Origin of the sequence: Massilia endophytica (assembly GCF_021165955.1) — a bacterium.
GTDB classification, from domain to species: domain Bacteria; phylum Pseudomonadota; class Gammaproteobacteria; order Burkholderiales; family Burkholderiaceae_D; genus Rugamonas; species Rugamonas endophytica.
In genome coordinates, this window is the sequence record NZ_CP088952.1 from 2,696,044 (window position 1) to 2,716,730 (window position 20,687).

Sequence of the window (20,687 nt, forward strand, 5' to 3'; positions counted from 1 at the left end):
CCGATTATAACGCCGACACCTGCTCAGTATGTGCCAAGGCGAATCTTCAGCACCGTTGGACGCGCAGGCAGGTTGATGCCCCAATCGGTCTGGTCGCCATTCCAGTTGCGCTCCATGACCCATTTTCCGGCCGCGTCGAAATGTCCCTCTTCGACGCGCGCGAACATGAATGGCTTGCCCGCATTGGCGCCCGCTGCTTCGAAACCGAGGCGGATCTGCTGTCCGATCACGATGAATTCATTGTCGCCGGTCTGTGCCAGCCCGGCGCCGCCGTTCGGCTGAGCGGTATCCGGTGGAAAGTCCTGCCCCGCCGCGTTCCCGAACTGCCATTCGCGGAAACTCGCCGTCACTTTCCAGTTGGAGAACAGTACGGTCTGCGGCGTGCGCTCGTCGCTCTCGGCGATGCCTTGCGTACGCCCTTCGAACGCCCACAGCGCCCACTGCCGCGCCATAGGCCGGAATGCCGCATACACCTTGCCGAAGGGCTCGACCATGTTCTTGTCCTTCAGCTTCGATCCCAGGGGGTAGTTGCTGTAGTCCGCGTAGTCGATGCCGAAGGGCGCCACGCCGAGCGCCCCGCGGCCAAGTATCTGGTAGATATAGCGGGCATACGTGGCTGCGTTGCCCATTTCAGGCACCAACAGGGGATTGTCCCGGCGCTGGAAGCGCTCCAGCGTTGCGTCTACCTTCTTCGACTCCGGCATGTAAATGTCGGGAGCCGCGATGTCGATGTGCGGCGCAGCAGCCTTGTAGATGTCGATCACGTCGAAGGTTGGCCCGCCGCTGGCGAAATTGCCCTTCCACGGCGCCATGGGCTCAAGCGGATCGCGCAAGGCGTTGTTGACGAACATGGGCAGGTCATAGACCGCGCGCCCGGCCGTCGCTACCGTTTCGATGTAGCTGGCGACTGCATAGGCATGGAAGTATTCGTCGGCATAAGGCCCGTACACCTCGCTCCAGCTGCCGCTAGCGGCGCCCGGTACCGGCGCCTTCTTGTGCGCCAGCACCGCCGCGGGCACGGGCTGGCGGAACGCCGCTTCTGCCTTCGGCCCGAAGTCGCGCACCGTGCCATAGGTCCCTACTTCGTTCTCCACCTGCACCATGATGACGGTACGCTGCGCCTCATCGATCTTCTTCACATGCGCCATCAGGGCCGTGAAGGCCCTGGTGTCGGCCTTCAGGGTCTGCTCGCCGAACGGGGACAGGCAATAGATGGTCTTGCCGTCCTTGTCCAGCATGCGCGGGAAGCGCCGGTTGTCGAACTTCACCCATTCCGGCGTGTACTGGGGGCCGGTGTTCTTCCAGGTGCCGAACCAGAGCAGCACCAGGCGTATCTTCTGCTCGCGTGCCTGCGCCACCAGGGTATCGACATAGCTGAAGTCGAACTTGCCTTCGGCTGGCTCGATCTGCTCCCAGGCGACCGGTATCTCGAGCGTGTTGGCATGCGCGTCGCGGACGGCGTCCCACACCTGTTTCAGCGCCAGCGGGTAGTTGCTGGAGTTGTGCGCCTGGGCGCCCAGCACCAGGAACGGCGCGCCGTCGACCATCAGCGCATGGCGGCCATCCTTCTCTACCAGCTTGGGAATCGGGGCGGCGCCGGTGGCTGTGGCCAGGGCGAACAGCGCGGCAGAAGCGAGCAGCTGCCGGGTCAATGCTTTCATGCGGACATCCTTGGGTTGGTGTGAAGATCTGCCGCCGCAGGGGCGATCACGTGATGCTGGATATAGTCGCCATGATCGGGCATGGCGGCGGCGGCGCGCTGGATGGTTTCACGCATCTTGTGGAAGTGCACCTGCAACTGGCGCAGGTCCATCATGTCGACGAAGGGATCGTAGCGTTTGGGCACAATCCCCAGTCCCATCAGGATCGACACGTGGGAGTTGACAGAAAATCCTTCCTTGTCGTGCAGCGCGACGTGGCCCGTTTCGCGGAACAGTTCTATCTGGTGGTGCAGCGTATCGGGAATCGACATGCCGGCGCAGTAGCGCCAGAATTCGGAGTCGCTCCGCTTGGTGACCTTGTAGTGCAGGATGATGAAGTCGCGCACGTACTCGTAGCGCGATGAAACCAGGCGGTTGAATTCGTCCGCCAGCTCGGGACGGAAATCGCGGTCGGGGAAAAACTGGATCAGCCAGCCGACCGCATTTTCTATGATGTTGATGCTGGTCGATTCCAGCGGTTCGAGAAAGCCGCTGGACAGGCCGATTGCAACGCAGTTCTTGACCCAGGACCTGCGGCGCCGTCCGGTGGTAAAACGCAGCTGGCGCGGCTGATCGAGCGCGCTGCCGTCAAGCCCTTCGAGCAGCACGCGCGAAGCCTCTTCGTCCGTGGTGAAGCCGTCGCAATACACATGGCCGTTGCCGGTGCGGTGCTGGAGCGGAATGCGCCAGGTCCAGCCAGCGCTTCTGGCCGTCGAAGTCGTATAGGGCGTGAGCGGGCCGGCCTTGGCGCAGGGCACAGCTTGCGCGCTATTACATGGCAACATGGCGCTCCAGTCGTCGTAGCCCGCCTTGTACACTCCTTCGATGAGCAGGCCGCGAAAGCCCGAGCAGTCGACGAACAGGTCGCCCTCCACTCGCCTGCCGTCGCGCAATGCGACGGCTGTAATGAAGCCGGTTTCGGGATGCTGCTCCACGCCGGTGATCATGCCTTCAATGCGCGTCACGCCGCGCTGCATGGCGTAGTCGCGCAGATAGGCGGCGTAGAGGCCAGCGTCGAAATGGAAGGCGTAGGAAAACGCGTTGGTCACGGACTGCGGATCGCCATACGGCGGGATGAAGCGGTTGCTGCGCGCCAGCATGGTCGCCATCGACCAGTTCTCGTACGACGGCATGTCCTTGAATTCACGCGCCATGCGCAGCCAGTACAGGTAAGGCGCACGGCCTGTGATATTGGGGCCGAAATCGCCGAAACCGTGGAAGAAACGGTTGCCGAGATGGCCCCAGTCCTTGAACTCGATGCCGAGCTTGAAGGTGGCCTTCGTTTTCCTTACGAAGTCGGCGCTGTCCAGGCCGAGCGCATGGTTGTAGTAGCGCAGGGTGGGCAGCGTCGCTTCGCCGACGCCGACGGTGCCGATATCCGGCGACTCGACCAGCACGATCTCGCAGTTTCCGCCGAGGTTCTGCGCCAGCGGCGCGGCGGTCATCCAGCCTGCGGTGCCGCCGCCGACGATGACGATTTTTCGGATGGTCTTGTCTTTCATGATGCCTCTGATGCATAAACCTCCTGTGGCCGCAACGGGCCTCAGGAGGTCTTTCCGCGTGTGCGGGTTTAGAACGAGTAGCGCATCTGCATGACGAAGCGGCGACCGATGTGCGAGGCCGAACGCTCCTTCATGCCAATATGCTGCTGTGTCAACTGCCGGTAGATCGCGTTGGTCAGGTTGCTGACCTCGAAGTTTGCCGCCAGATGGTCGTTGAACTTGTACTGCACGCCCATATCGACCTGTCCGTACGAATCGCCCCATGTCGGCAGCGCAAAGTCGACCGAGTTGGGCTGGTTGTAGTTCGGGCTGTCCGGGTTCTTGTCCACGCCCTGCCAGCCCGTCGAGCCGTAGGCGCTCGTCGCCTGCAGGTACTTCGAGCGCCAGCTGTAGGCAATACGGCCCGACCATGGTCCCTTGTCATACAGCACCGCCAGGTTGAACGCGTTCTTCGACATACCTTCCAGTGGCAGGTTGCCAAACAGGCGGCCATCGCTGTCGCAGCCTGCCAGGTCGCGGTTCAGGTTCGCGGTCAGCGTGCCTTTCGGCGTGCAGTAGTTGCTGCCGCCTGGAGCACCCAGGTGCGCCACGCTGTCGATAAAGGTGTAGTTGCCCGACAGGCCGAGGCCGGACAGCATGCCTGGCAGCTTGTCGAAATACTGCTGATAGCCCAGCTCGATACCGCTGGCCCTGCCCTTCGCGCCGTTGACGGGCGCCGTGATGAAGAAGTCGTGGGGCGCGCCTGCGGCGTCCTTGAGCGTGTAGTAGGTCGTCTTGCCGATGACGATGTCGCTGAGCCGCTTGTTGAACACCGCCAGCGTGAGCGAGCTCGTTCTGCCGAAGTACCATTCGGCCGTCAGGTCGATATTGTTCGACATGACAGGCTTGAGGAAGGTATTCCCCTTGGCCGTACCGGTGTATTCGACGCTGTCGACAATGGTTTGATTAGTCGTCTGGTCGACGTGCGTCTTCACCTTCTGCTCCAGCGTGGTGAACGCCTGCAGCTTGTAGAAGTCCGGCCGCGTCATCCCGCGCGATACGGCAAAGCGGAATTGCAGCTCATCGCTCGGCTTCATGCGCAGGTTCAGGCTCGGGAGCAGGTTAGTGTACGAGTTCTCGAAGGTCTGGCGTGCCGCGTACTTCGGAATGATGGGAACACCAGCCGTGACGTCCGGAGGGCTGAACAGCAGGTAGCCGCCAGCCGCCATGGTGGTGCGCACGAAGCGCAGGCCCACATTGCCGTCCACCGGATAGCGCAGCTGATTGTCGAAGGAGAAGCGCAGCTGGGCGAAGGCCGCCTGGGTGCGCTCGTGCTGCTCGTTTTCCCCTTCTTTCTCGCCATAGACAGGCGGATTGGTGGTGCAGTCCGATGCGGGATTCTTATCCTTGCACAGCGCCTTGTTGTAGCCGCGCAGGATCTGCATGGTGCCCAGCGGATCGCCCTGCACCGACGAGAGTGCCGGTACGATGATCGACGGTGGCGTCGCCACCTTGTTGTCCCAGAAACCGCCGAAGGATTGCACGACGGTGGGGATCGTTCCAAAGCGCGGGTCGCCCAGGAAGGCGTGCGAGGCCAGCGGCTGCCACGAATCGCCGACCGACCAGGTCTGGCTGACGTTCTGCCATGGAGTCACCGTCGACTGCGAGAGCGAATCGCGCTCCGTCGCGCGCAGGCCGAAACGCAGGTCCTGGAGTACTGGATGGTCGAAGGTGTATTTGGCGTCGATGCGCGCAGCGTTCTGCGTCGCGAGGGTGTGATCCTGATGCTGCTGCAGGAAGTCCCACCACATCTTGCTGCGGTCCGTCATGGCGGCGCGGTCCGGCGCGTCGAAGCTGAAGGTGGCTGGCGACGTGCCCAGGTTCACCGTCTGCTTCGTCACGTAACCGGCGATACCGACCGTCATGTCCTGGCCGGTGGTGGTCGCCCGCACACGCTGCAGGTCGGCCTTGAACAGCCAGCTCGGGGACGCGCGCCAGCTGCCGTTCCATGCCAGCTCGCGCGTTTCGGCGTAACGGCCCGCCGCGCGCGCGTCGGTGCCGAAGCCAATGCCGGACAGGCCGTCGGACTGTCTTGCGGGTTGGCGCACGACGCCGCCCGTCATCACGCCCTTCGAATCGAAGGTGGCGCCCGGGTCGAGCTTCATGCTCGCGACATCGGTCGTCTGGAAGAACGAGAACTCCGTCGTATCCATCTCGTACTTCGATTTGAAGAACGTCAGCGCGGAGGCGAAATCGCCTTTCTTCCATTGCAGCGCGCCGTACATGCCCTCGCGGGTGCGCTTGAAGTCGTTCCGCGACCACGATGCCCCCGGCGTGACCCAGCGCATCACGCCGTCGGTCTCGCCTGCGATGACATTGGTGATCGGATAGTAGGGGCTGATGGAAACGCCGTCGCCGCGCGTGTTGACCACGGAGCGCGACAGGTCGAGCAAGGCGCCGATCTGGCCGAAAGAGGTATCCCAGCGGTTCGAGATGATGCCGGAGTAGGCTGGGGAGGTTTTCTTGCGCAGTTCCGAATACGCCGCCTCGGCCGAGATGGCGGCCTTGAAGCCCTTGTAGTCGAAGGGCAGCGCCGTGCGCAGGTTGACCAGCCCGCTGATCGCGCCTTCGATCTGCTCAGCGGACGGGTTCTTGTAGACGTCCAGGCCTGCCATCAGCTCCGGCGGCACGTCCTCAAAGCTGAGGGCGCGGCCGCCGTTGGCGGAGAAGGAATCGCGTCCATTGAGCTCCGAACGCACGAAGGTCAGGCCGCGGATCGACACGCCCGTGCCCTCCGAAGCGAAGTGGTTGATGCCGTCGCCCACACCCTGCGAAGGGTCGCCGCGGTTCATCGTGCGGTCGATGGTGACACCCGGGATGCGTTGCAGCACCTCGGTGACCGATCGGTCGGGGAGCTTGCCGATGTCGTCGGCCACGATCGAATCGACGATCTCGTCGTTGTTCTTCTTGATGTTCTGGGCAGACTGCAGCGCGGCGCGCTGGCCCGTCACCACCACGGTCGCCGAGCTGTCGTCCGTGGCGCTTTGCGCCAGCGCGGCGCCGCTCGCCATCATGGCGAATTGTGCCGCGGCCATGGCGATTGCTGTTTTCCTGATCTGTTTCACTCTCACTCCCTATCTCCGCATTTAGTTTTTTGGATCACCTGACGATGAATCCATTCTGCCTTCGGGCAATTTCGCCCGCAATTATCAAAATCACCAACACGACAAACGAAATTCAAGTGCACTATGCGAGGACTCTTCCCAGGTATGCCTCGTGTGCGGGCATGGCTGCAACGGCGGCTGCGATACTGTCGCGGCGCTGGCGCATCGCCTGCAACGCCGCGTCAGGCGCGATGTCGTGCAGCGCGGGGTCGGCGCGTTCTGGCCAGTGGCCCATGCCCGCGTGGATCGCCAGCCAGCTGGTGGCGTCGAAACCTTCCTCGCTGTACTGGTGCAGCACGCCCGCCTGGCGCCAGGCGTGGATCTTGAACGCCAGCGTTTCGGGCAGCTCCATCGCCGCCATGGCGCGCCACATCCCGCTGTCCCGGCGTTGCGTGAGGCAGTAGTGCAGGATGATGAAATCGCGCACCCGCGCAAACTGGCGCGCCATGCCCGCGTTGAAACCAGCCACGCCGGTTTCCGGCGGCTGTGCGCCCGCAAGCAGCAGCTCTATCAGGCGCACCAGGCCACTCTGGACCAGGAAGATGCTGGTCGATTCGAGCGGCTCCAGGAAGCCGGAAGACAATCCCAGGGCGACGACGTTGTGCACCCAGCTGCGCTCCCGGTGGCCTGTAGTGAAGCGCAGCAGGCGGGGTTCGGCCAGCGGCGCGCCGTCCAGCTGGAGCAACAGCTGTTCGCGCGCCCGTTCCTCATCCATATAGCGGCTGGCGAAGACGTGTCCATGGCCGGTGCGGTTGCTGAGGGGGATGCGCCACGCCCAGCCTGCCTCCAGCGCCGTGGCGCGCGTTACCGGCGCGAGCGCGGATCCGCTGCGCTCGCAAGGGCAGGCCCAGGCCCTGTCTACCGGCAGCCAGTGGCTGAAATCGACGAAAGGCTCCTCCAGCGTGCGGCCCAGCAATAGGGAAGCGAAGCCGGAACAATCGATGAACAGGTCCCCGTGCATCACGCGGCCATCCGCCAGCTTGAGCTCCTGCACGCCGCCGTCGGCGCGGCGCACCACGTCCACAATGCGTCCCTCCGTACGCCGCACGCCACGCTGCAGCGCCAGCTTTCGCAGGAAGGCGGCGTACAGCACGGCATCGAAGTGGTAGGCGTAGCCGAAGTGCTGGTCCTGATCGGGCTGCGGGGCGTAGAAGCGTCCATGGCTCGCCATCACACTTGGCAGGCATTGCTCGCCCAGCGCGCCCAGCGAAGGGTCGCCAGCCCGGCGGTATTGCCCCCACAAGGCGTGGGCGCCGTGCAAGCCGCCAAGATCGCCGAAGGTGTGAAAATAGCGTTCGCCGAGCGCGCTCCAGTCGCGGAACTCGATACCGAGCTTGTAGGTGCCATTGGTGGCGCGCAGGAACTCGGCTTCGTCGATGCCGAGAATCTTGTGAAAGGCGCGGATGGAAGGGAAAGTGGCCTCGCCCACGCCAATGATGCCGATTTCCTCGGACTCGACCAGTTCCACCGTGCTCGCGGGAAGCGCCTTGGCCAGCGCCGTTGCGGCCATCCAGCCTGCGGCGCCTCCACCCACGACCACGATGCGTTTGTATGCGCTGTTCATCCTGTCTCCCGATTCGGCCGATGCGAACGGCTCCTTATGAATCAGGATTCTGCAAGCGGCAACAGCCCGGCGCAATTGTGAAAAATACCAAGTCGCTCAACGAAATCTTGCAACGCGGTTGATGTACGCGTCCGGCGTGTGGACAATGAGCCACGATGAAACCGATACGGATATGGATGTACATCGCGCTGCTGGCGCCCGCCGCCGCTGCCGCGCAACTACGGCAATCGATTCCGCTGGATGGGGACTGGGCTTTCCACCGGCCCGGCATCCGCGGCTGGCAGGCCACCGCCCTGCCCCACAGCCTCCAGGGTTACCGGGGCCCGGCCTGGTATGGCCGCACCCTGGATATGCCGCCCAGCCAGGCGGGCCGCCGCCATTACCTCGAATTCGATGGCGCCATGCTCGTCACGGAAGCGTGGGTCAACGGCCGTTCCGCAGGCAGCCACTCCGGCGGTTTTGCGCGCTTCCGTTTCGACGTCACGCACCTGCTTCAGGAGGGCCGCAACGAGATCGTGGTCAAGGTGGACAACAGTTCCGGCCTCGATGTCGCGCCGCTGGGAGGCGACTACACCATGTCCGGCGGCCTGTATCGCCCGGTGCGCGTTGTGAGCACGAGCGATTTGCACTTCGACATGCTCGACTACGGCGGCCCCGGCGTCTATTTCAGGGCCTCCGCAGTGTCACGCGAACGCGCCGCGCTGGCGTGGATGGCACGGCTGCGGAATGAACGCGGCCGCAGCGTGCGCGCTGTGGTCACGGTTCGCCTGCGCGATGCGGAGCGCCGCGTCGTCGCCATGGCGCGCAAGGCTGTGACCTTGGCGCCGCGCAGCACCTCCGCGGCAAAGCTGGAGGCAGCGCTGACAGCGCCCCGCCTGTGGCACGGCGTACAGGATCCCTACCTGTACACCAGCGAAGCCGAACTGGCGGTGGACGGCAATGCACAGCCGCTCGACCGGCTGGTCTTCCGGACGGGCATCCGCGACATCCGCCTCGATGCTGGCCGAGGCCTGCAGCTGAACGGCGCCAGCTACCGCGTGCATGGCGTGAACGTGCACCAGACATCCCTGCCCGGCAAGGACATTGCCGTTTCCGATGCCGACATCGATGCCGACTACCGCATCCTCGAAGACCTTGGCGTGACGGGCCTGCGTTACGCGCACTACCAGCATCCGCAACGGAGCTACGAACTCGCCGACAGGCTTGGCTGGCTGGTCTGGACAGAACTGCCGCTGACGGCGGCGGTGAGCGGCTCCGAAGCCTTCCTTGCCAACAGCGTCCAGCAGCTGCGCGAGCTGGTGCGCCAAAACAGCAATCACCCTTCGGTGGCGGTGTGGGGCCTGGGTAACGAGATCTACCGCAGCGACGCCGCCAGCGCGAAGGTGCTGGCGGCGCTGCAGCAGGAGGCGCACGCGGAAGATCCGGACCGGCCCACCGCCTACGCCAACTGCTGCAGCCCCATAGACGGGCCGCAGGCCTCGCATACCGACTCCGTGGGCTCGAATGTGTATTACGGATGGTATGACGGAGAATTCGCCGACCTTGGCCCATTCCTGGATGGGAATCACACGCGGCGTCCTGCCACGCCGCTGGCCGTCAGCGAGTACGGCGCTGGCGGCAGCGCACGGCAGCAGGAAGATCCGCCGCATCGTCCCTTGCCGGGCGGCCGCTGGCACCCGGAGCAGTACCAGGCCCTGTACCACGAAGCCGCCTGGCCGCAGCTGGCTGCCCGCCCCTGGCTCTGGGCCAGTTTCATCTGGGTTGGCTTCGACTTCCCATCCGCCGGCCGCAACGAGGGCGATACGCCGGGCTTCAACGACAAGGGGCTGGTCAGTTTCGACCGCAGCGCGAAGAAGGATGCGTATTTCTGGTATCAGGCCAACTGGGCATCCCGGCCCATGGTGCACATTGCTTCCAGCCGCCATGTGCTGCGCGAGGCGGCCGATGTGGTGGTCAAGGTGTACAGCAACCAGGCCAGCTGCCGCCTGCGCCTGAACGGTATCGACCTTGGAGAAAAGCCTGTGCTTGGCCGCATCGCCACCTGGGAGCTGCGGCTTGCCGAGGGCGCGAACAAGCTGGAAGTATCGGCCGGTGCGGCCAGCGATACCGCCGAATGGCAGTACCGAAGGCCGCAATAGGCTAGCGCTTCACCGGCTCAAGGGTCAGCAGCACCACGTCGTTGCTGCGCATGGGCACGGACAGCGAAAAGGCGCCAGATTTTCCGATGCTGACTACGCGGTCGATCTCCGGCTTGTCCGCTGTGAGCTCGGTGAGCTGCTTGAGCTGATCTGGCGCCAGGCTGTCGGGCATGCCCATCTCGATATAGGCCGTGTGGGCGTCATTGGCGCGGAAGCCTGTACGGCGCAGCTGAAGGCGGTACTTTCCCGGCTTCGCGTTGCGCACCTTCAGTGCCAGCGGCGCCGATTGCACAGCGGGGAACACGCGGGTGTAGAAGGAGCGGTTGCTGACCGGCTGCTGCGGCTGATGGAAGTCCCACAGCACCGCGCGGATGGCCTTGCCGTCGCCGGCCGCCATGGCCTGTCCATCGTTCACCGGAATCTCCTTGCCGTCCAGTGCGTGCAGGTACTTGTAGGCGAAATAGGCGCTCTTGCGGATTCCCTGCGGGTTCATCATGCCGAAGCCGCCATCGAAGGGCTTGAGCTGCGGACCCGGTTCCTCGAACAGGTCGGAATAGGTCCAGTAGCTCATTCCCTGCACCAGGCCTTTCGTTCCCTGCAGCTTGCTGAGGATGTAGGCGGCGTTGATGTAGGAGTCGTGCACCTTGTCGCGCGGGTTATAGCTGGTGCTCCATTCGGTGAAGTACAGCGGCAGATGTGGATACTTCGAAGCGGATATCTGTTCGCGCACACGGCGCACGTCGCCGATCACCGCATCGGGCGATGGCGACAGCTTGGTATCCTCCACGCCCTTCTCGTCCAGGAATCCGCTGTCCACGCCATAGGTGTGCGTGGTCACGAAGTCCACGGCCGCGCCGCTTTTCGACACGTGGTCGAGGAATTCCGGCACCCAGGCTGCCCCGGCAGTCGACGGGCCGCCCACGCGCAGCGCGGGATCGATGGCCTTGATCGTGTTGGCTGTCGCGTCGTACAGCTCGAAATAGGCCTTCTGGTCCGCGTGCTCCCAGAAGCCATCCAGATTGGGCTCGTTCCACACCTCGAAGAACCAGGTTCTCACTTCTTCCTTGCCGTAGCGTTCCTGCAGGTGGCGGACGAAGGCGCCGACAAGATCGCGCCATCCATCGAGTCTTGGGTGCGAGGTATTGCCTTCCCAGTAGAAGATTTTGGCGCCGGAGGTGGCCAGCGCCTGCGGGGTGAAGCCCAGTTCCACGAATGGCCTGATCTTGCGGGCCAGGAGGTCGTCGTACAGTTTGTCGATGCCCGTCCAGTCGTACACCGTCTTGCCGTTTTCCACACGCACGGTGCCCAGCACGTCGTGGAAGATGGCATGGAAGCGGATGTAGCGGAAACCGGTTTCCTCGACCAGCGTTTTCAGCTGGGCCATGCTGTCGGCGCGGCGCAGTGTACCCGGATAGTCGGCCCCCACCGACAGGTCGTAAAAGCGGTCAAGCGGTTTCTCCGCCTTCGCCGCGTCCAGCACCACCTGGCGCGGCGCGCCCGTGGCGGGTGCGGCGGCAAGGGCCGCCGTGTTCGAAATGCAGGCTGCGCCCAGCGCTGCGAGACAGATGCGGTGCAGCTGTTTCATCCCTTCAGACTCCTGATTCTACTGGTGGAGCGGTGGATGCTATCACCGGCAATTTTGCCTGGGAACGGCTTGCGCTAAATCGTTCAGCAGGTCGGTGATTTTCATAATTGCAGCGCTTCTTCCAGTCTGCAAAGATGGCCTGGTTTGACATACCGGAGAATAAGAACACCATGCGATCCTGGATTCTGGCCCTGCTGCTGATGGCCGCGAACGGCGCCATTGCACAACAGAGCGTCGTGCCGCTATGGCCCGAGGGCGTGCCAAACGCAAAACCGAACCCCGGCCCCGAACACGCCGACGGAGAGCGCCTCAGCAACATCAGCCAGCCCACCCTGACCGTCTATCCCGCCGCCATCGACCGGCCTTCCGGCACCGCTGTCATCATCTGCCCCGGCGGCAGCTACGAGTTCCTTTCGAATACCCGCGAGGGCCAGCAGTACGCGCAGTGGCTGTCCAGCCTTGGCGTTACCGCCTTCGTGCTCAAGTACCGCGTGTCCGACTACGGCCACCCCGCTCCGCTGCAGGACGTGCTGCGCGCCATCCGCCTGGTGCGCTCCCAGGCGGCGCGATACGGCGTGGCGCCGGACCGCATCGGCATCATGGGCTCCTCTGCTGGCGGCCACCTCGCCGCCAGCGCTTCCACCCTCTTCAACCATCCAGCCGGACGGACCGGCGGCCAGCTCGACGCGGTGAGCGCGCGGCCGGATTTCGCCATCCTCATGTACCCCGTGATCACGATGGAGGCGCCCGCTGTCCATGAGGGTTCGCGCCATGCCCTGCTGGGCGCTTCTCCGAGCCCCGCGCTGGTACAGCTCATGTCGGTGGAAAAGCAGGTCAGCCCCGCCACTCCGCCCACCCTGCTGTTCCACTCACAGGACGACGGCCTGGTCCCGGTGGACAACAGCATCATGTATTTCCAGGCCCTCACGCGCGCCAGGGTTCCGGCCGAGATGATGATCTTCGAACACGGCGGCCATGGCATGGGCATGAGCACGGGCCACGGCACCGCCACGAACTGGCCGCGGCGCGCCGAGGACTGGCTGCGCGGCCGAAAACTGATTCCATAAACACCACAACACAGGAGTTTCAATGAACGTCGATTGCAAGCGCCAGCTGATGGCCGCCGCGATTTCCACGGCAGTAGGCGGCGCCGCATGCGCCGCGCCCATCGCCACCCTCGACCGCAACGGCGCCTGGGTCTCAGTCGAAGCATACGGCCCCAATGTCGTCCACGTCACCATCGCCGCCGAGAAGGCCGAGGCGCTGAGAGGCCCGGGCTACGGCATCCTGCCGAAGAACGCCGACAATTCCGCCTTCCGCCACAGCAGCGGCAAGGACGGCGACAGTTTCACCTCGCCCGCATTGAGCCTGAGCGTCGCGCCGGCACCCCAGCCGCGCGCTCCAACGCAGCCGGAGAAGTACTTCGCGCCGCAGCTTGCGCCGGTTGGGCTTCAGGTGAAGAACGCCAAGGGAGAGCTGGTGCTCAACATGACGGGCTGGGAACTCTCGCCCCATACCGTGAACGGCGAAAAGACCTACCAGGCCGGCGCCAGCTTCAGCGCACCGGCAGGCGAGCATTACTACGGCATGGGCCAGAACCAGGAATCGACCGGGCCGCTCGACCTGCGCGGCCGCGTCATCGACTGCAAGCACTGGTATGACGCGCCCGCCGGAGAATCCGTCTGCGTGCCCTTCATGGTGTCCTCCAAGGGCTACGGCATCATATGGGACAATCCTTCCGCCACCCGCTTCGTCGCTGGCGTGAACGGCCGCACGGCATTCCAGTCCAATGTGGGCGAGCGGGTAAGCTTCTTCGTCATCACGGGCAGCACCCCGGAAGAGATCTATTCCGGCTATGCGCGCGTAACAGGCAAGACACCCATTCCCCCCAAGGCCGCCTTTGGCCTGATCCAGTCCAAGGCCCGCTACGAAAGCCAGGACGAAGTGCTGCGCGTGGCCCGCACCTACCGCCAGAAGAAGTACCCGCTCGACGTGATGGTGGTGGACTGGTTCTACTGGACCCGCATGGGCCAGCTGGATATCGACCCGGCGCAGTACCCGCAGCCTGCCGCAATGAACAAGGAACTGCATGACATGGGCATGCAGTCGATCATTTCGGTCTGGCCCCGCTTCGAAACCTCCGGCCGCTACTTCAACGAGCTCGATGCCAAGGGCTACTTCATGAAGGACAAGGACGGCAAGACGGTCGACGGCCTGCCCTTCCGTTCCGACCGCACCGGCGCCCTGATCGACTCCACCAATCCCGCCGCCCGCCAATGGTTCTGGGAGCGCGTGCGCGACAACATCCTGTCGCAGGGCTTCGACTATCCCTGGCTGGACGAAACGGAGCCCGACCTCGTGCCGGACGGCTACTTCTACTCCGTGGGTTCGGGCGACCGTTACCGCAACCTCTTCCCGCTGGTTCACGTGGAAGGCGTGGCCCAGGGCATGCGCGCGTGGAAGCCCAACAAGCGCGGCCTGATCCTGTCGCGCGCCGCCTATCTCGGCTCCCAGCGCACCGGCGCCCTGTTCTGGTCCTCGGACATCAATCCCTCCTGGGAGGCGCTGGCACGCCAGATCCCCACTGGCCTGAACATGACGGCTTCGGGCATCGCCTACTGGGGCAACGATATCGGCGGCTGGCAATGGCTGCCGCAGACCACCAGCGCCACCAAGGCCCCGCTGGTCGATCCTGCCGGCGCTTCCGAAACCGTGGGCCAGAATCACGACTACCCCGAGCTGCTGACACGCTGGTTCCAGTACGGGACCTTCCTGCCCACGCTGCGCCTGCACGGCGACCGCAAGCACGCCGAGATCTGGGCCTTCGGCCAGCATGCCGAATCCATCATGGCGCGCTACGACCGCCTGCGCTACCAGCTGATCCCCTACATCTACAGCCAGGCCAAGGCCACCTGGGACAGCGGTGCACCCTTCATGCGGCCGCTGTGGATGGACTTCCCGAACGACCCGCACGTGGCCGATATCGGCACCCAGTACATGTTCGGTCCTGCCTTCCTGGTGGCGCCGGTGACGGAACAGGGCCAGACGGAGAAGGATGTCTACCTGCCCGCAGGCAGCGACTGGTACAACTTCTGGACCAACGAGAAGCTCGCTGGCGGACGCTGGGTGCGCGTGGCGGCGCCCATCGACCAGATTCCCGTCTTCGTGCGCGCAGGTTCGATCCTGCCCTTGGGCGCCGAAGTCCAGTCGACGGCCAGCAAGCAGGCCATCGCCGAGATCAGGGTCTACCCCGGCAAGGACGGCGAGTTTGCGCTGTATGACGACGACGGCGTGTCCTACGACTATGAAAAAGGCAAGGGCAAGCTGGCGAAGCTGCAGTGGAACGACAGCACTGGCAAGCTGTCCGTGAGCGGCGACGGCGAGCTGGCCCGCATTGCGCCCGGCCTCACGAAGGTCGCAGGAAAATAGAAGAAAGGCGGGCCTGCCGCGGCATCGCGGCGGGTCCGCTCAGGGTTGGAGTGATAGCCGGTAGACGCTGGTCTGCCGGTATACATGCCCCGGCAGCACGATCACATGGGGCCAGGCGGCGCTGGTCAGCTCGGGCCGGGCCCGCGCTTCGAGCGTGAAGCTGCCCTGCTGGACAGCGCGCAGCTGGACCGCCGCCTCGGTGGTGTGCAGCTGCAGGCAGCGTCCCGACCCCGGATCGACCACGCGGGCCACTTCCCGCAAAGGCCCCTGCCCGCCCGAGAAATGGTTGCGGACGAAGAAGCAGTGATCGAGTCCGCCCCGCTGGCGGATCTGGCTGTCCGGCCAGCGCAGGCGCGCGCCGATGGGAGCCGCCTGCCGGAAGTCGAAGGCCGTGCCGCCCACCGCGGCCAGGTTGGCCGGAGCGCCGTCCGCATCCACGCCAACGTAATAATCGGCGTCGATCTGCACCATATGGTCCCCGACATCGGCGGCGCCGCCGTTCAGGTTGAAACAGGGGTTGGACGTCACGTCCAGGGGCGTGGGCGCCATGGCCACGACCTCATGGTGCACGGTGAGGCAGCCATCATCGTCCAGGTGGTATTTCGCCAGCTGGGCCACGGCATCGGCGGTCTCCGACCGAAGCAGCGTGACGCCGCCCTCGGCATGCTGCCCCTTCCACAGCACGGCCCCGGCCAGGCGCCGCGGCGCAAGCACCACGTCCGCCATGCGGCCATAGCGGTCCGGCGCCTGCCACGACCACAGCGCGGCATCGCATTCACTGATCGTCACTGCCATGCCGCTGGCGTTCCTGAGGGTAAACCGGCGGTGTTCGTCCGCCTCGGGCGCTGTGCCGGAAAATCGTTTGGTCATCATCTAAAAATCGGGTTCCTGTGCAAACGGTATAGGCACCGTGCCATTCTGCTGGCGGCGGCCCGGTGATTCAATTACGAAAATCACCAAGCCCCCGAACAATTCTGGCCAAAGCGGCCTTGAAGGGGTGTTTCTGGCGGCAGTCCCGGGCAATAATGCGTGCGCGGCAGGCCCCGGACCCATACCAAATTCGGGATAGCTGCGAGCAAAAGAGTTATTGGGAATGGCGGGCCCGCTCGCCTATGATCTTCCGATACTGCAGAAAACAGGGTGCGGCCCCAGATTGCCCGCCCGGAGACAACCTTCACACGCGAGCACCGCATGAGTACATTTTCAACCGTCGACCTGATCGTCTTCCTTATCTATTTCATCGCCGTCGCCGGCTACGGCATCTGGATCTACCGCCGCAAGCAGGCCAGTTCCGGCCAGGCCTCGCATGACTACTTCCTGGCCGAAGGCTCGCTGACCTGGTGGGCCATTGGCGCCTCGCTCATCGCCTCGAACATCTCCGCCGAGCAGTTCATCGGCATGAGCGGCTCGGGCTACAAGATCGGCATGGCCATTGCCGTCTACGAGCTGATGGCGGCTGCCACCCTCGTGATCGTGGCCGTGTTCTTCATGCCGGTCTACCTGAAGAACCGCATCTACACCATGCCCCAGTTCCTGGAGCAGCGCTACGGCAAGGCCGTGGCGACCACGATGGCGCTGTTCTGGCTTGGCCTCTACGTAGTGGTGAACCTCACCTCCATCCTCTATCTGGGCGCACTGGCGATCTCCAGCCTTTCCGGCATCGCCCTGCTGCCCTGCATGCTGTTCCTGGCCGTCTTCGCGGCCATTATCACCCTGGGCGGCATGAAGGTGATCGGCTATACCGACGTGGTGCAGGTTGCCTGCCTGGTGATCGGCGGCCTGGTGACCACCTGGCTCGCCCTCGACCTGGTGGCAGCCCTGGCAAGCAAGCACGGCGCCCTGGCAGGCTTCTCCGAGCTGTTCGGCCGCGCGCGCGGGCACTTCGACATGGTGCTGAAGCGCGAAGACCCGAACTACATGGACCTGCCCGGCCTCTCCGTCCTGCTGGGCGGCATGTGGATCGTGAACCTGAACTACTGGGGCTGCAACCAGTACATCACCCAGCGCGCCCTGGGCGCGGACCTGCCCACCGCACGCAAAGGCCTGCTGTTCGCGGCCTTCCTCAAGCTGCTGATGCCCGTGATCGTTGTCCTGCCGGGCATTGCCGCCTATGCGCTCGACCAGTCCGGCGCCCTGGGCGACGCCATGCGCCAGGGCGGGGAGCTGAATCCGGACCGCGCCTACCCCGTGCTGCTCAACCTCCTGCCTTCGGGCCTCAAAGGCGTGGCCTTCGCCGCCCTGACCGCCGCCGTGGTGGCCTCGCTGGCGGGCAAGGCCAACTCCATCGCCACCATCTTCACCCTGGACATCTACAACAAGACCTTCAACAAGGCAGCCACCGAACAGAAAATGGTGTGGATCGGCCGCGTGAGCGTGGTGGTGTCCATGGCGCTGGCCGTGCTGATCGCGCCCCTGCTTGGCATCGACAAGAAAGGCGGCTTCCAGTACATCCAGGAGTACACGGGCTTCGTTTCGCCGGGCATCCTGGCCATGTTCCTGATGGGCTTCTTCTGGAAGAAGACGACCCAGGGCGCCGCCATGTTCGCCACCATCGGCGGCCTGGCTGGTTCCATCCTGCTCAAGTTCCTGCCGGGGATGATGGATCTTTCCTTCCTGGTGCCGATCGGCTTCGCCAAGGTTACCGAGGCGGGCGTGGCCGAGATCCCCTTCCTGGACCGCATGTTCATCGTGTTCTGGTTCGTGATCGCGGGCATGGTCCTGATCAGCAAGCTGGCCGAAAGCCGGCGCGAAGGCGTGGCGCGCCACCTGCATGTGGATACTTCCATGTTCCGGGTGGACAGCGCATTCACCCTGGGCTCGGCCGTCATCGGCATCGCGCTGGCCGCCATCTACGGCGCGCTCTGGTAATACTGCAGGAAAGGAAGGAAGGCGCACGGCAGACTGCCGTGCGCCTTTTTTTTAGCCCAGCACCCGGTCGCGGTATGCGCGCGGCGTGCAGCCCAGTTCCCGCTTGAAGACGAGATGCATGTACTGGGTGGAAGTGAAGCCGCAGCCCAGGGCCACGTCGGCAATGCTGCGGTCCCGGCTTTCCAGGCCCGCCTTTGCGGCATCGAGCTTGAAGCGCAGGATCACGTCATGCACGCTGCAGCCAAGCTCCTGGCGGAAGTAGGCCTCCAGCGAGGAACGCGACACGCCCACGTATTCCGCCACCTGGTGGGTCTTGATGCCCTGGCAGGCGTACTGCCGGATGAAATGCTTCGCCCGGGCGACATGCGGGTGCCGCACCGGCTGGTGCTCGCTGGACGCGAACACATTGATTCCAGCGGGAGGCATGAGGATGCGCGTGTTCGAAAGGCGCACGCCATGCAGCATCTGGTCCAGCAGGTGAGCGGCCGTACGTCCCATCTCCTGCGCGCCCTGGATCACGGAACTGAGGGGGATGCGGGTGAGCATGCGCACCAGCTGGTCGTTGTCGATGCCGATCAGCGACACCTGCTCGGGCACCGCAATGCCCGCGATGATGCAGGCCTGCAGCAGCTGGCGGGCGCGCGCATCGGTGACGGCGATGATGCCCACGGGCTTCGGAAGGCTGCGCAGCCAGGCGATCTGCCCCTCCACCGCATCGTCCCAGGACGAGGCGCTGGTTCCGCAGCCGCGGAAGATCTCGGCCTCCATCCTGTCCGCTTCCATGAGGGTGCGGAAGGCGGTTTCGCGTTCCTGGGCCCAGCGGTTCTCCCTGGCCTTGGGAAGGCTGAACATGGCGAAGCGCTGCAGGCCCACGTCGATCAGGTGGTCGCGCGCAAGTTTGATCAGCTTGAAATTGTCGGTGGCCACATAAGGCAGGCCGCGCGGGTATTCCGCCTCGTCGGCATAGGAGCCGCCCACGGCCACCACCGGCACGCTGCAGCGCGACAGGGCCGCAGCCACGGCGGGGTCGTCAAAATCGGCAATAATGCCGTCCCCTTGCCAGTTTTCGATACCGGCCAGGCGAAGACGGAAATCCTCTTCCAGAAACAAGTCCCAGGCCGCGCGGGTGCTGCCAAGATAAGCGGCAATACCCGAAATAACCTCGCGGTCGAAACTCTTGTTTGCGTTGAATAACAGGGCAATGCGGTGCGCTTTCGAAGTATTCATATTCGCCACTCGATAAACGGGTTAAGCGAAATTGAGAAAGCAGCCATTGCCGGCGGCGATGCCGAACACGATCTTTTTCATCTTGTCTCCTGGTTGCCGGAGTGGCGCTGCCGCCCCCCGGTCTTCGCTGATGGCTAGCGAAAGCTAAGCCATGCCCCCAGCTTAGGGGCCAGGCCCCGCCGCACGGTAACGCACGGGGAGGAATTTCTATCACTATGCAGAAATTGCGATTAGTTCTGCAGGGAGTGCAAGCGGATCAGGGGGCCTCCGCGGCGGGCGCCGGCTGGTTTTCGGACAGCGCGGCGATGGAGCGGAAGGCTTTCGGCGTGCAGCCGTATTCCTCCTTGAACAGCTTGTTGAAATACGAAACATTGGAATACCCGACCAGATAGGCTATTTCGGCGACGGTTGCCGTGCTTTTCTCGGCCAATAAGCGCGCGGCCTCGGTCAGGCGCAATTTATTCAAATAGCTGGTAAAAGTCATGCCGAGTTCATTTTTCAGCAGTTCGTTGACTTTATTGCGGTTGGTGCCGGTTCCCGAAACCACGCCATCCAGATCGAGCTCGGTATTTGTGTAATTGGTGGCGATAAAACGGAGCACGGTCGCCTTTTCCTTGTCCTTGTACGGCTCCAGTGTCAATTGGCGATAGGCGACCAGGGGCAGGTCCTTTTTCATGCGCGAATTGAGGCTGGCCGTCAGGGCGCGGGAATGGGCGCGGAAGAACCACAGGGCGAACGTTCCCCAGCTCGCGACCAGGACCAGGGCCAGGGCCACGATATAGCGGTAGTCGCGGCCGTGCAGGGTCAGTTCCCCGATTTCGAGGTAGGAATCCACGTTGAAGGGACTCTGGCTGCTGGAGCCGAATACGACGCGCGACACCCGGTTCAGCTCATAGCCCTGGTAGGTCAGGTCGAGCTTCACGGCATTGAACCACCAGTCCGGGACGCTGAGCCGCGTCAGGTCCAGGGATACCGGCACGCCGCGCTCGTTGCAGGAGAAGTAGGTCGAGGGCGAGCGGTAGGTCTGGAAATCGCCCACTTTCGACACCTTGGCATCGAAGGTGGAGATGCTGAAGAACATGGAGTTGGCTGGCGCGCACCTGGCCAGGAAGGTAACGTCGGTATACTTCGACCAGTCCACCGTAGCCGGCTGCCCCCTGGCGTCAAGCAGGGCCATGCCCGCGGCCACGAAGGGATACTGCGCCGCCCTGGTCAGTTTGAACTCGAAGCGCAGGTCCTCGCGCTGGCGGTCGGGAATGCGCACGGTCGAAGTGCCCGCCATGTTCACGTCCGAGTCGGTGATGTACTGCCAGCCCGCACCCGGCCGCGCCGCAGCCCGCAGGGAAACCGAAAGATAGCTTTGGTAGACCAGTAATGAGGCCAGCAATGCATTGGCGATCACCAGGCCAATGAGTGCCAGCAGTGCCTTCTTATAGAACTCTTGCATCGTTCGAGGGGTAGTTGAACTGTCTCCATGCGCGGCTTGCTCATTGCATGATAACAGTTCAACCCCTCCAGGGGCCACTCATCC

Annotated in this window: 12 protein-coding genes; 4 read left to right on the top strand and 8 right to left on the bottom strand. The window is 64.0% G+C overall.

The window, feature by feature from the left end:
• Nucleotides 1-23 precede the first annotated feature (23 nt).
• The 4 genes from LSQ66_RS12070 to LSQ66_RS12085 form a co-directional block, all read right to left on the bottom strand.
• Nucleotides 24-1,661 (bottom strand): GH35 family beta-galactosidase, encoded by a 1,638-nt coding sequence (locus tag LSQ66_RS12070; RefSeq protein ID WP_231765454.1) that lies wholly within the window; start codon nucleotides 1,659-1,661, stop codon nucleotides 24-26.
• Nucleotides 1,658-3,202 carry a tryptophan halogenase family protein gene (locus tag LSQ66_RS12075; protein ID WP_231765455.1) on the bottom strand — a complete coding sequence of 515 codons (1,545 nt, stop codon included), beginning with the start codon at nucleotides 3,200-3,202 and terminating at the stop codon, nucleotides 1,658-1,660. Before LSQ66_RS12075 ends, LSQ66_RS12070 begins: the two co-directional genes overlap by 4 nt.
• A gap of 68 nt (nucleotides 3,203-3,270) precedes the next feature.
• Nucleotides 3,271-6,276 (bottom strand): TonB-dependent receptor, encoded by a 3,006-nt coding sequence (locus LSQ66_RS12080; RefSeq protein ID WP_231765456.1) that lies wholly within the window; start codon nucleotides 6,274-6,276, stop codon nucleotides 3,271-3,273.
• 151 nt (nucleotides 6,277-6,427) lie between these two features.
• Nucleotides 6,428-7,909 (bottom strand): tryptophan halogenase family protein, encoded by a 1,482-nt coding sequence (locus tag LSQ66_RS12085; protein WP_231765457.1) that lies wholly within the window; start codon nucleotides 7,907-7,909, stop codon nucleotides 6,428-6,430.
• A 155-nt stretch (nucleotides 7,910-8,064) separates the two neighbouring features.
• Between LSQ66_RS12085 and LSQ66_RS12090 the strand changes: the two genes are divergently transcribed.
• The gene (locus tag LSQ66_RS12090) at nucleotides 8,065-10,047 is read left to right on the top strand and encodes a glycoside hydrolase family 2 protein (protein WP_231765458.1); all 1,983 of its coding nucleotides are present in this window, start codon (nucleotides 8,065-8,067) and stop codon (nucleotides 10,045-10,047) included.
• Nucleotide 10,048: 1 nt separating this feature from the next.
• Here the strand turns inward: LSQ66_RS12090 and LSQ66_RS12095 are convergent, their stop codons facing one another.
• Entirely contained in the window at nucleotides 10,049-11,632 is a 1,584-nt protein-coding gene (locus tag LSQ66_RS12095) for a GH39 family glycosyl hydrolase (RefSeq protein WP_231765459.1), read from the bottom strand.
• A gap of 170 nt (nucleotides 11,633-11,802) precedes the next feature.
• Here LSQ66_RS12095 and LSQ66_RS12100 point away from each other — a divergent pair, with 170 nt between their 5' ends.
• Together LSQ66_RS12100 and LSQ66_RS12105 are read left to right on the top strand one after the other, a co-directional pair.
• Nucleotides 11,803-12,699, top strand: coding sequence for an alpha/beta hydrolase (locus LSQ66_RS12100; RefSeq protein ID WP_231765460.1), 897 nt, complete (start codon nucleotides 11,803-11,805; stop codon nucleotides 12,697-12,699).
• Nucleotides 12,700-12,721: 22 nt separating this feature from the next.
• On the top strand, nucleotides 12,722-15,061 hold the full coding sequence (locus tag LSQ66_RS12105) for a glycoside hydrolase family 31 protein (protein WP_231765461.1): 2,340 nt from the start codon (nucleotides 12,722-12,724) through the stop codon (nucleotides 15,059-15,061).
• Between the two features lie 39 nt (nucleotides 15,062-15,100).
• Here the strand turns inward: LSQ66_RS12105 and LSQ66_RS12110 are convergent, their stop codons facing one another.
• On the bottom strand, nucleotides 15,101-15,934 hold the full coding sequence (locus LSQ66_RS12110) for an aldose epimerase family protein (protein ID WP_231765462.1): 834 nt from the start codon (nucleotides 15,932-15,934) through the stop codon (nucleotides 15,101-15,103).
• Nucleotides 15,935-16,252: 318 nt separating this feature from the next.
• Between LSQ66_RS12110 and LSQ66_RS12115 the strand changes: the two genes are divergently transcribed.
• Entirely contained in the window at nucleotides 16,253-17,929 is a 1,677-nt protein-coding gene (locus LSQ66_RS12115) for a sodium:solute symporter family transporter (RefSeq protein ID WP_231765463.1), read from the top strand.
• 51 nt (nucleotides 17,930-17,980) lie between these two features.
• Here LSQ66_RS12115 and LSQ66_RS12120 read toward each other — a convergent pair whose 3' ends face one another.
• Nucleotides 17,981-19,156, bottom strand: a complete 1,176-nt coding sequence (locus LSQ66_RS12120) for a XylR family transcriptional regulator (protein ID WP_231765464.1) — start codon at nucleotides 19,154-19,156, stop codon at nucleotides 17,981-17,983.
• Nucleotides 19,157-19,412: 256 nt separating this feature from the next.
• Nucleotides 19,413-20,603 carry a helix-turn-helix domain-containing protein gene (locus tag LSQ66_RS12125; protein ID WP_231765465.1) on the bottom strand — a complete coding sequence of 397 codons (1,191 nt, stop codon included), beginning with the start codon at nucleotides 20,601-20,603 and terminating at the stop codon, nucleotides 19,413-19,415.
• Between the last annotated feature and the right edge of the window lie 84 nt (nucleotides 20,604-20,687).

Bases quoted from the DNA above. Each gene is read 5' to 3' on its own strand.
- LSQ66_RS12110 (WP_231765462.1), bottom strand. From the start codon at position 15,934: ATGATGACCAAACGATTTTCCGGCACAGCGCCCGAGGCGGACGAACAC.
- LSQ66_RS12100 (WP_231765460.1), top strand. From the start codon at position 11,803: ATGCGATCCTGGATTCTGGCCCTGCTGCTGATGGCCGCGAACGGCGCC.
- LSQ66_RS12095 (WP_231765459.1), bottom strand. From the start codon at position 11,632: ATGAAACAGCTGCACCGCATCTGTCTCGCAGCGCTGGGCGCAGCCTGC.
- LSQ66_RS12070 (WP_231765454.1), bottom strand. From the start codon at position 1,661: ATGAAAGCATTGACCCGGCAGCTGCTCGCTTCTGCCGCGCTGTTCGCC.
- LSQ66_RS12125 (WP_231765465.1), bottom strand. From the start codon at position 20,603: ATGCAAGAGTTCTATAAGAAGGCACTGCTGGCACTCATTGGCCTGGTG.
- LSQ66_RS12075 (WP_231765455.1), bottom strand. From the start codon at position 3,202: ATGAAAGACAAGACCATCCGAAAAATCGTCATCGTCGGCGGCGGCACC.
- LSQ66_RS12085 (WP_231765457.1), bottom strand. From the start codon at position 7,909: ATGAACAGCGCATACAAACGCATCGTGGTCGTGGGTGGAGGCGCCGCA.
- LSQ66_RS12090 (WP_231765458.1), top strand. From the start codon at position 8,065: ATGAAACCGATACGGATATGGATGTACATCGCGCTGCTGGCGCCCGCC.
- LSQ66_RS12105 (WP_231765461.1), top strand. From the start codon at position 12,722: ATGAACGTCGATTGCAAGCGCCAGCTGATGGCCGCCGCGATTTCCACG.
- LSQ66_RS12080 (WP_231765456.1), bottom strand. From the start codon at position 6,276: ATGGCCGCGGCACAATTCGCCATGATGGCGAGCGGCGCCGCGCTGGCG.
- LSQ66_RS12115 (WP_231765463.1), top strand. From the start codon at position 16,253: ATGAGTACATTTTCAACCGTCGACCTGATCGTCTTCCTTATCTATTTC.
- LSQ66_RS12120 (WP_231765464.1), bottom strand. From the start codon at position 19,156: ATGAATACTTCGAAAGCGCACCGCATTGCCCTGTTATTCAACGCAAAC.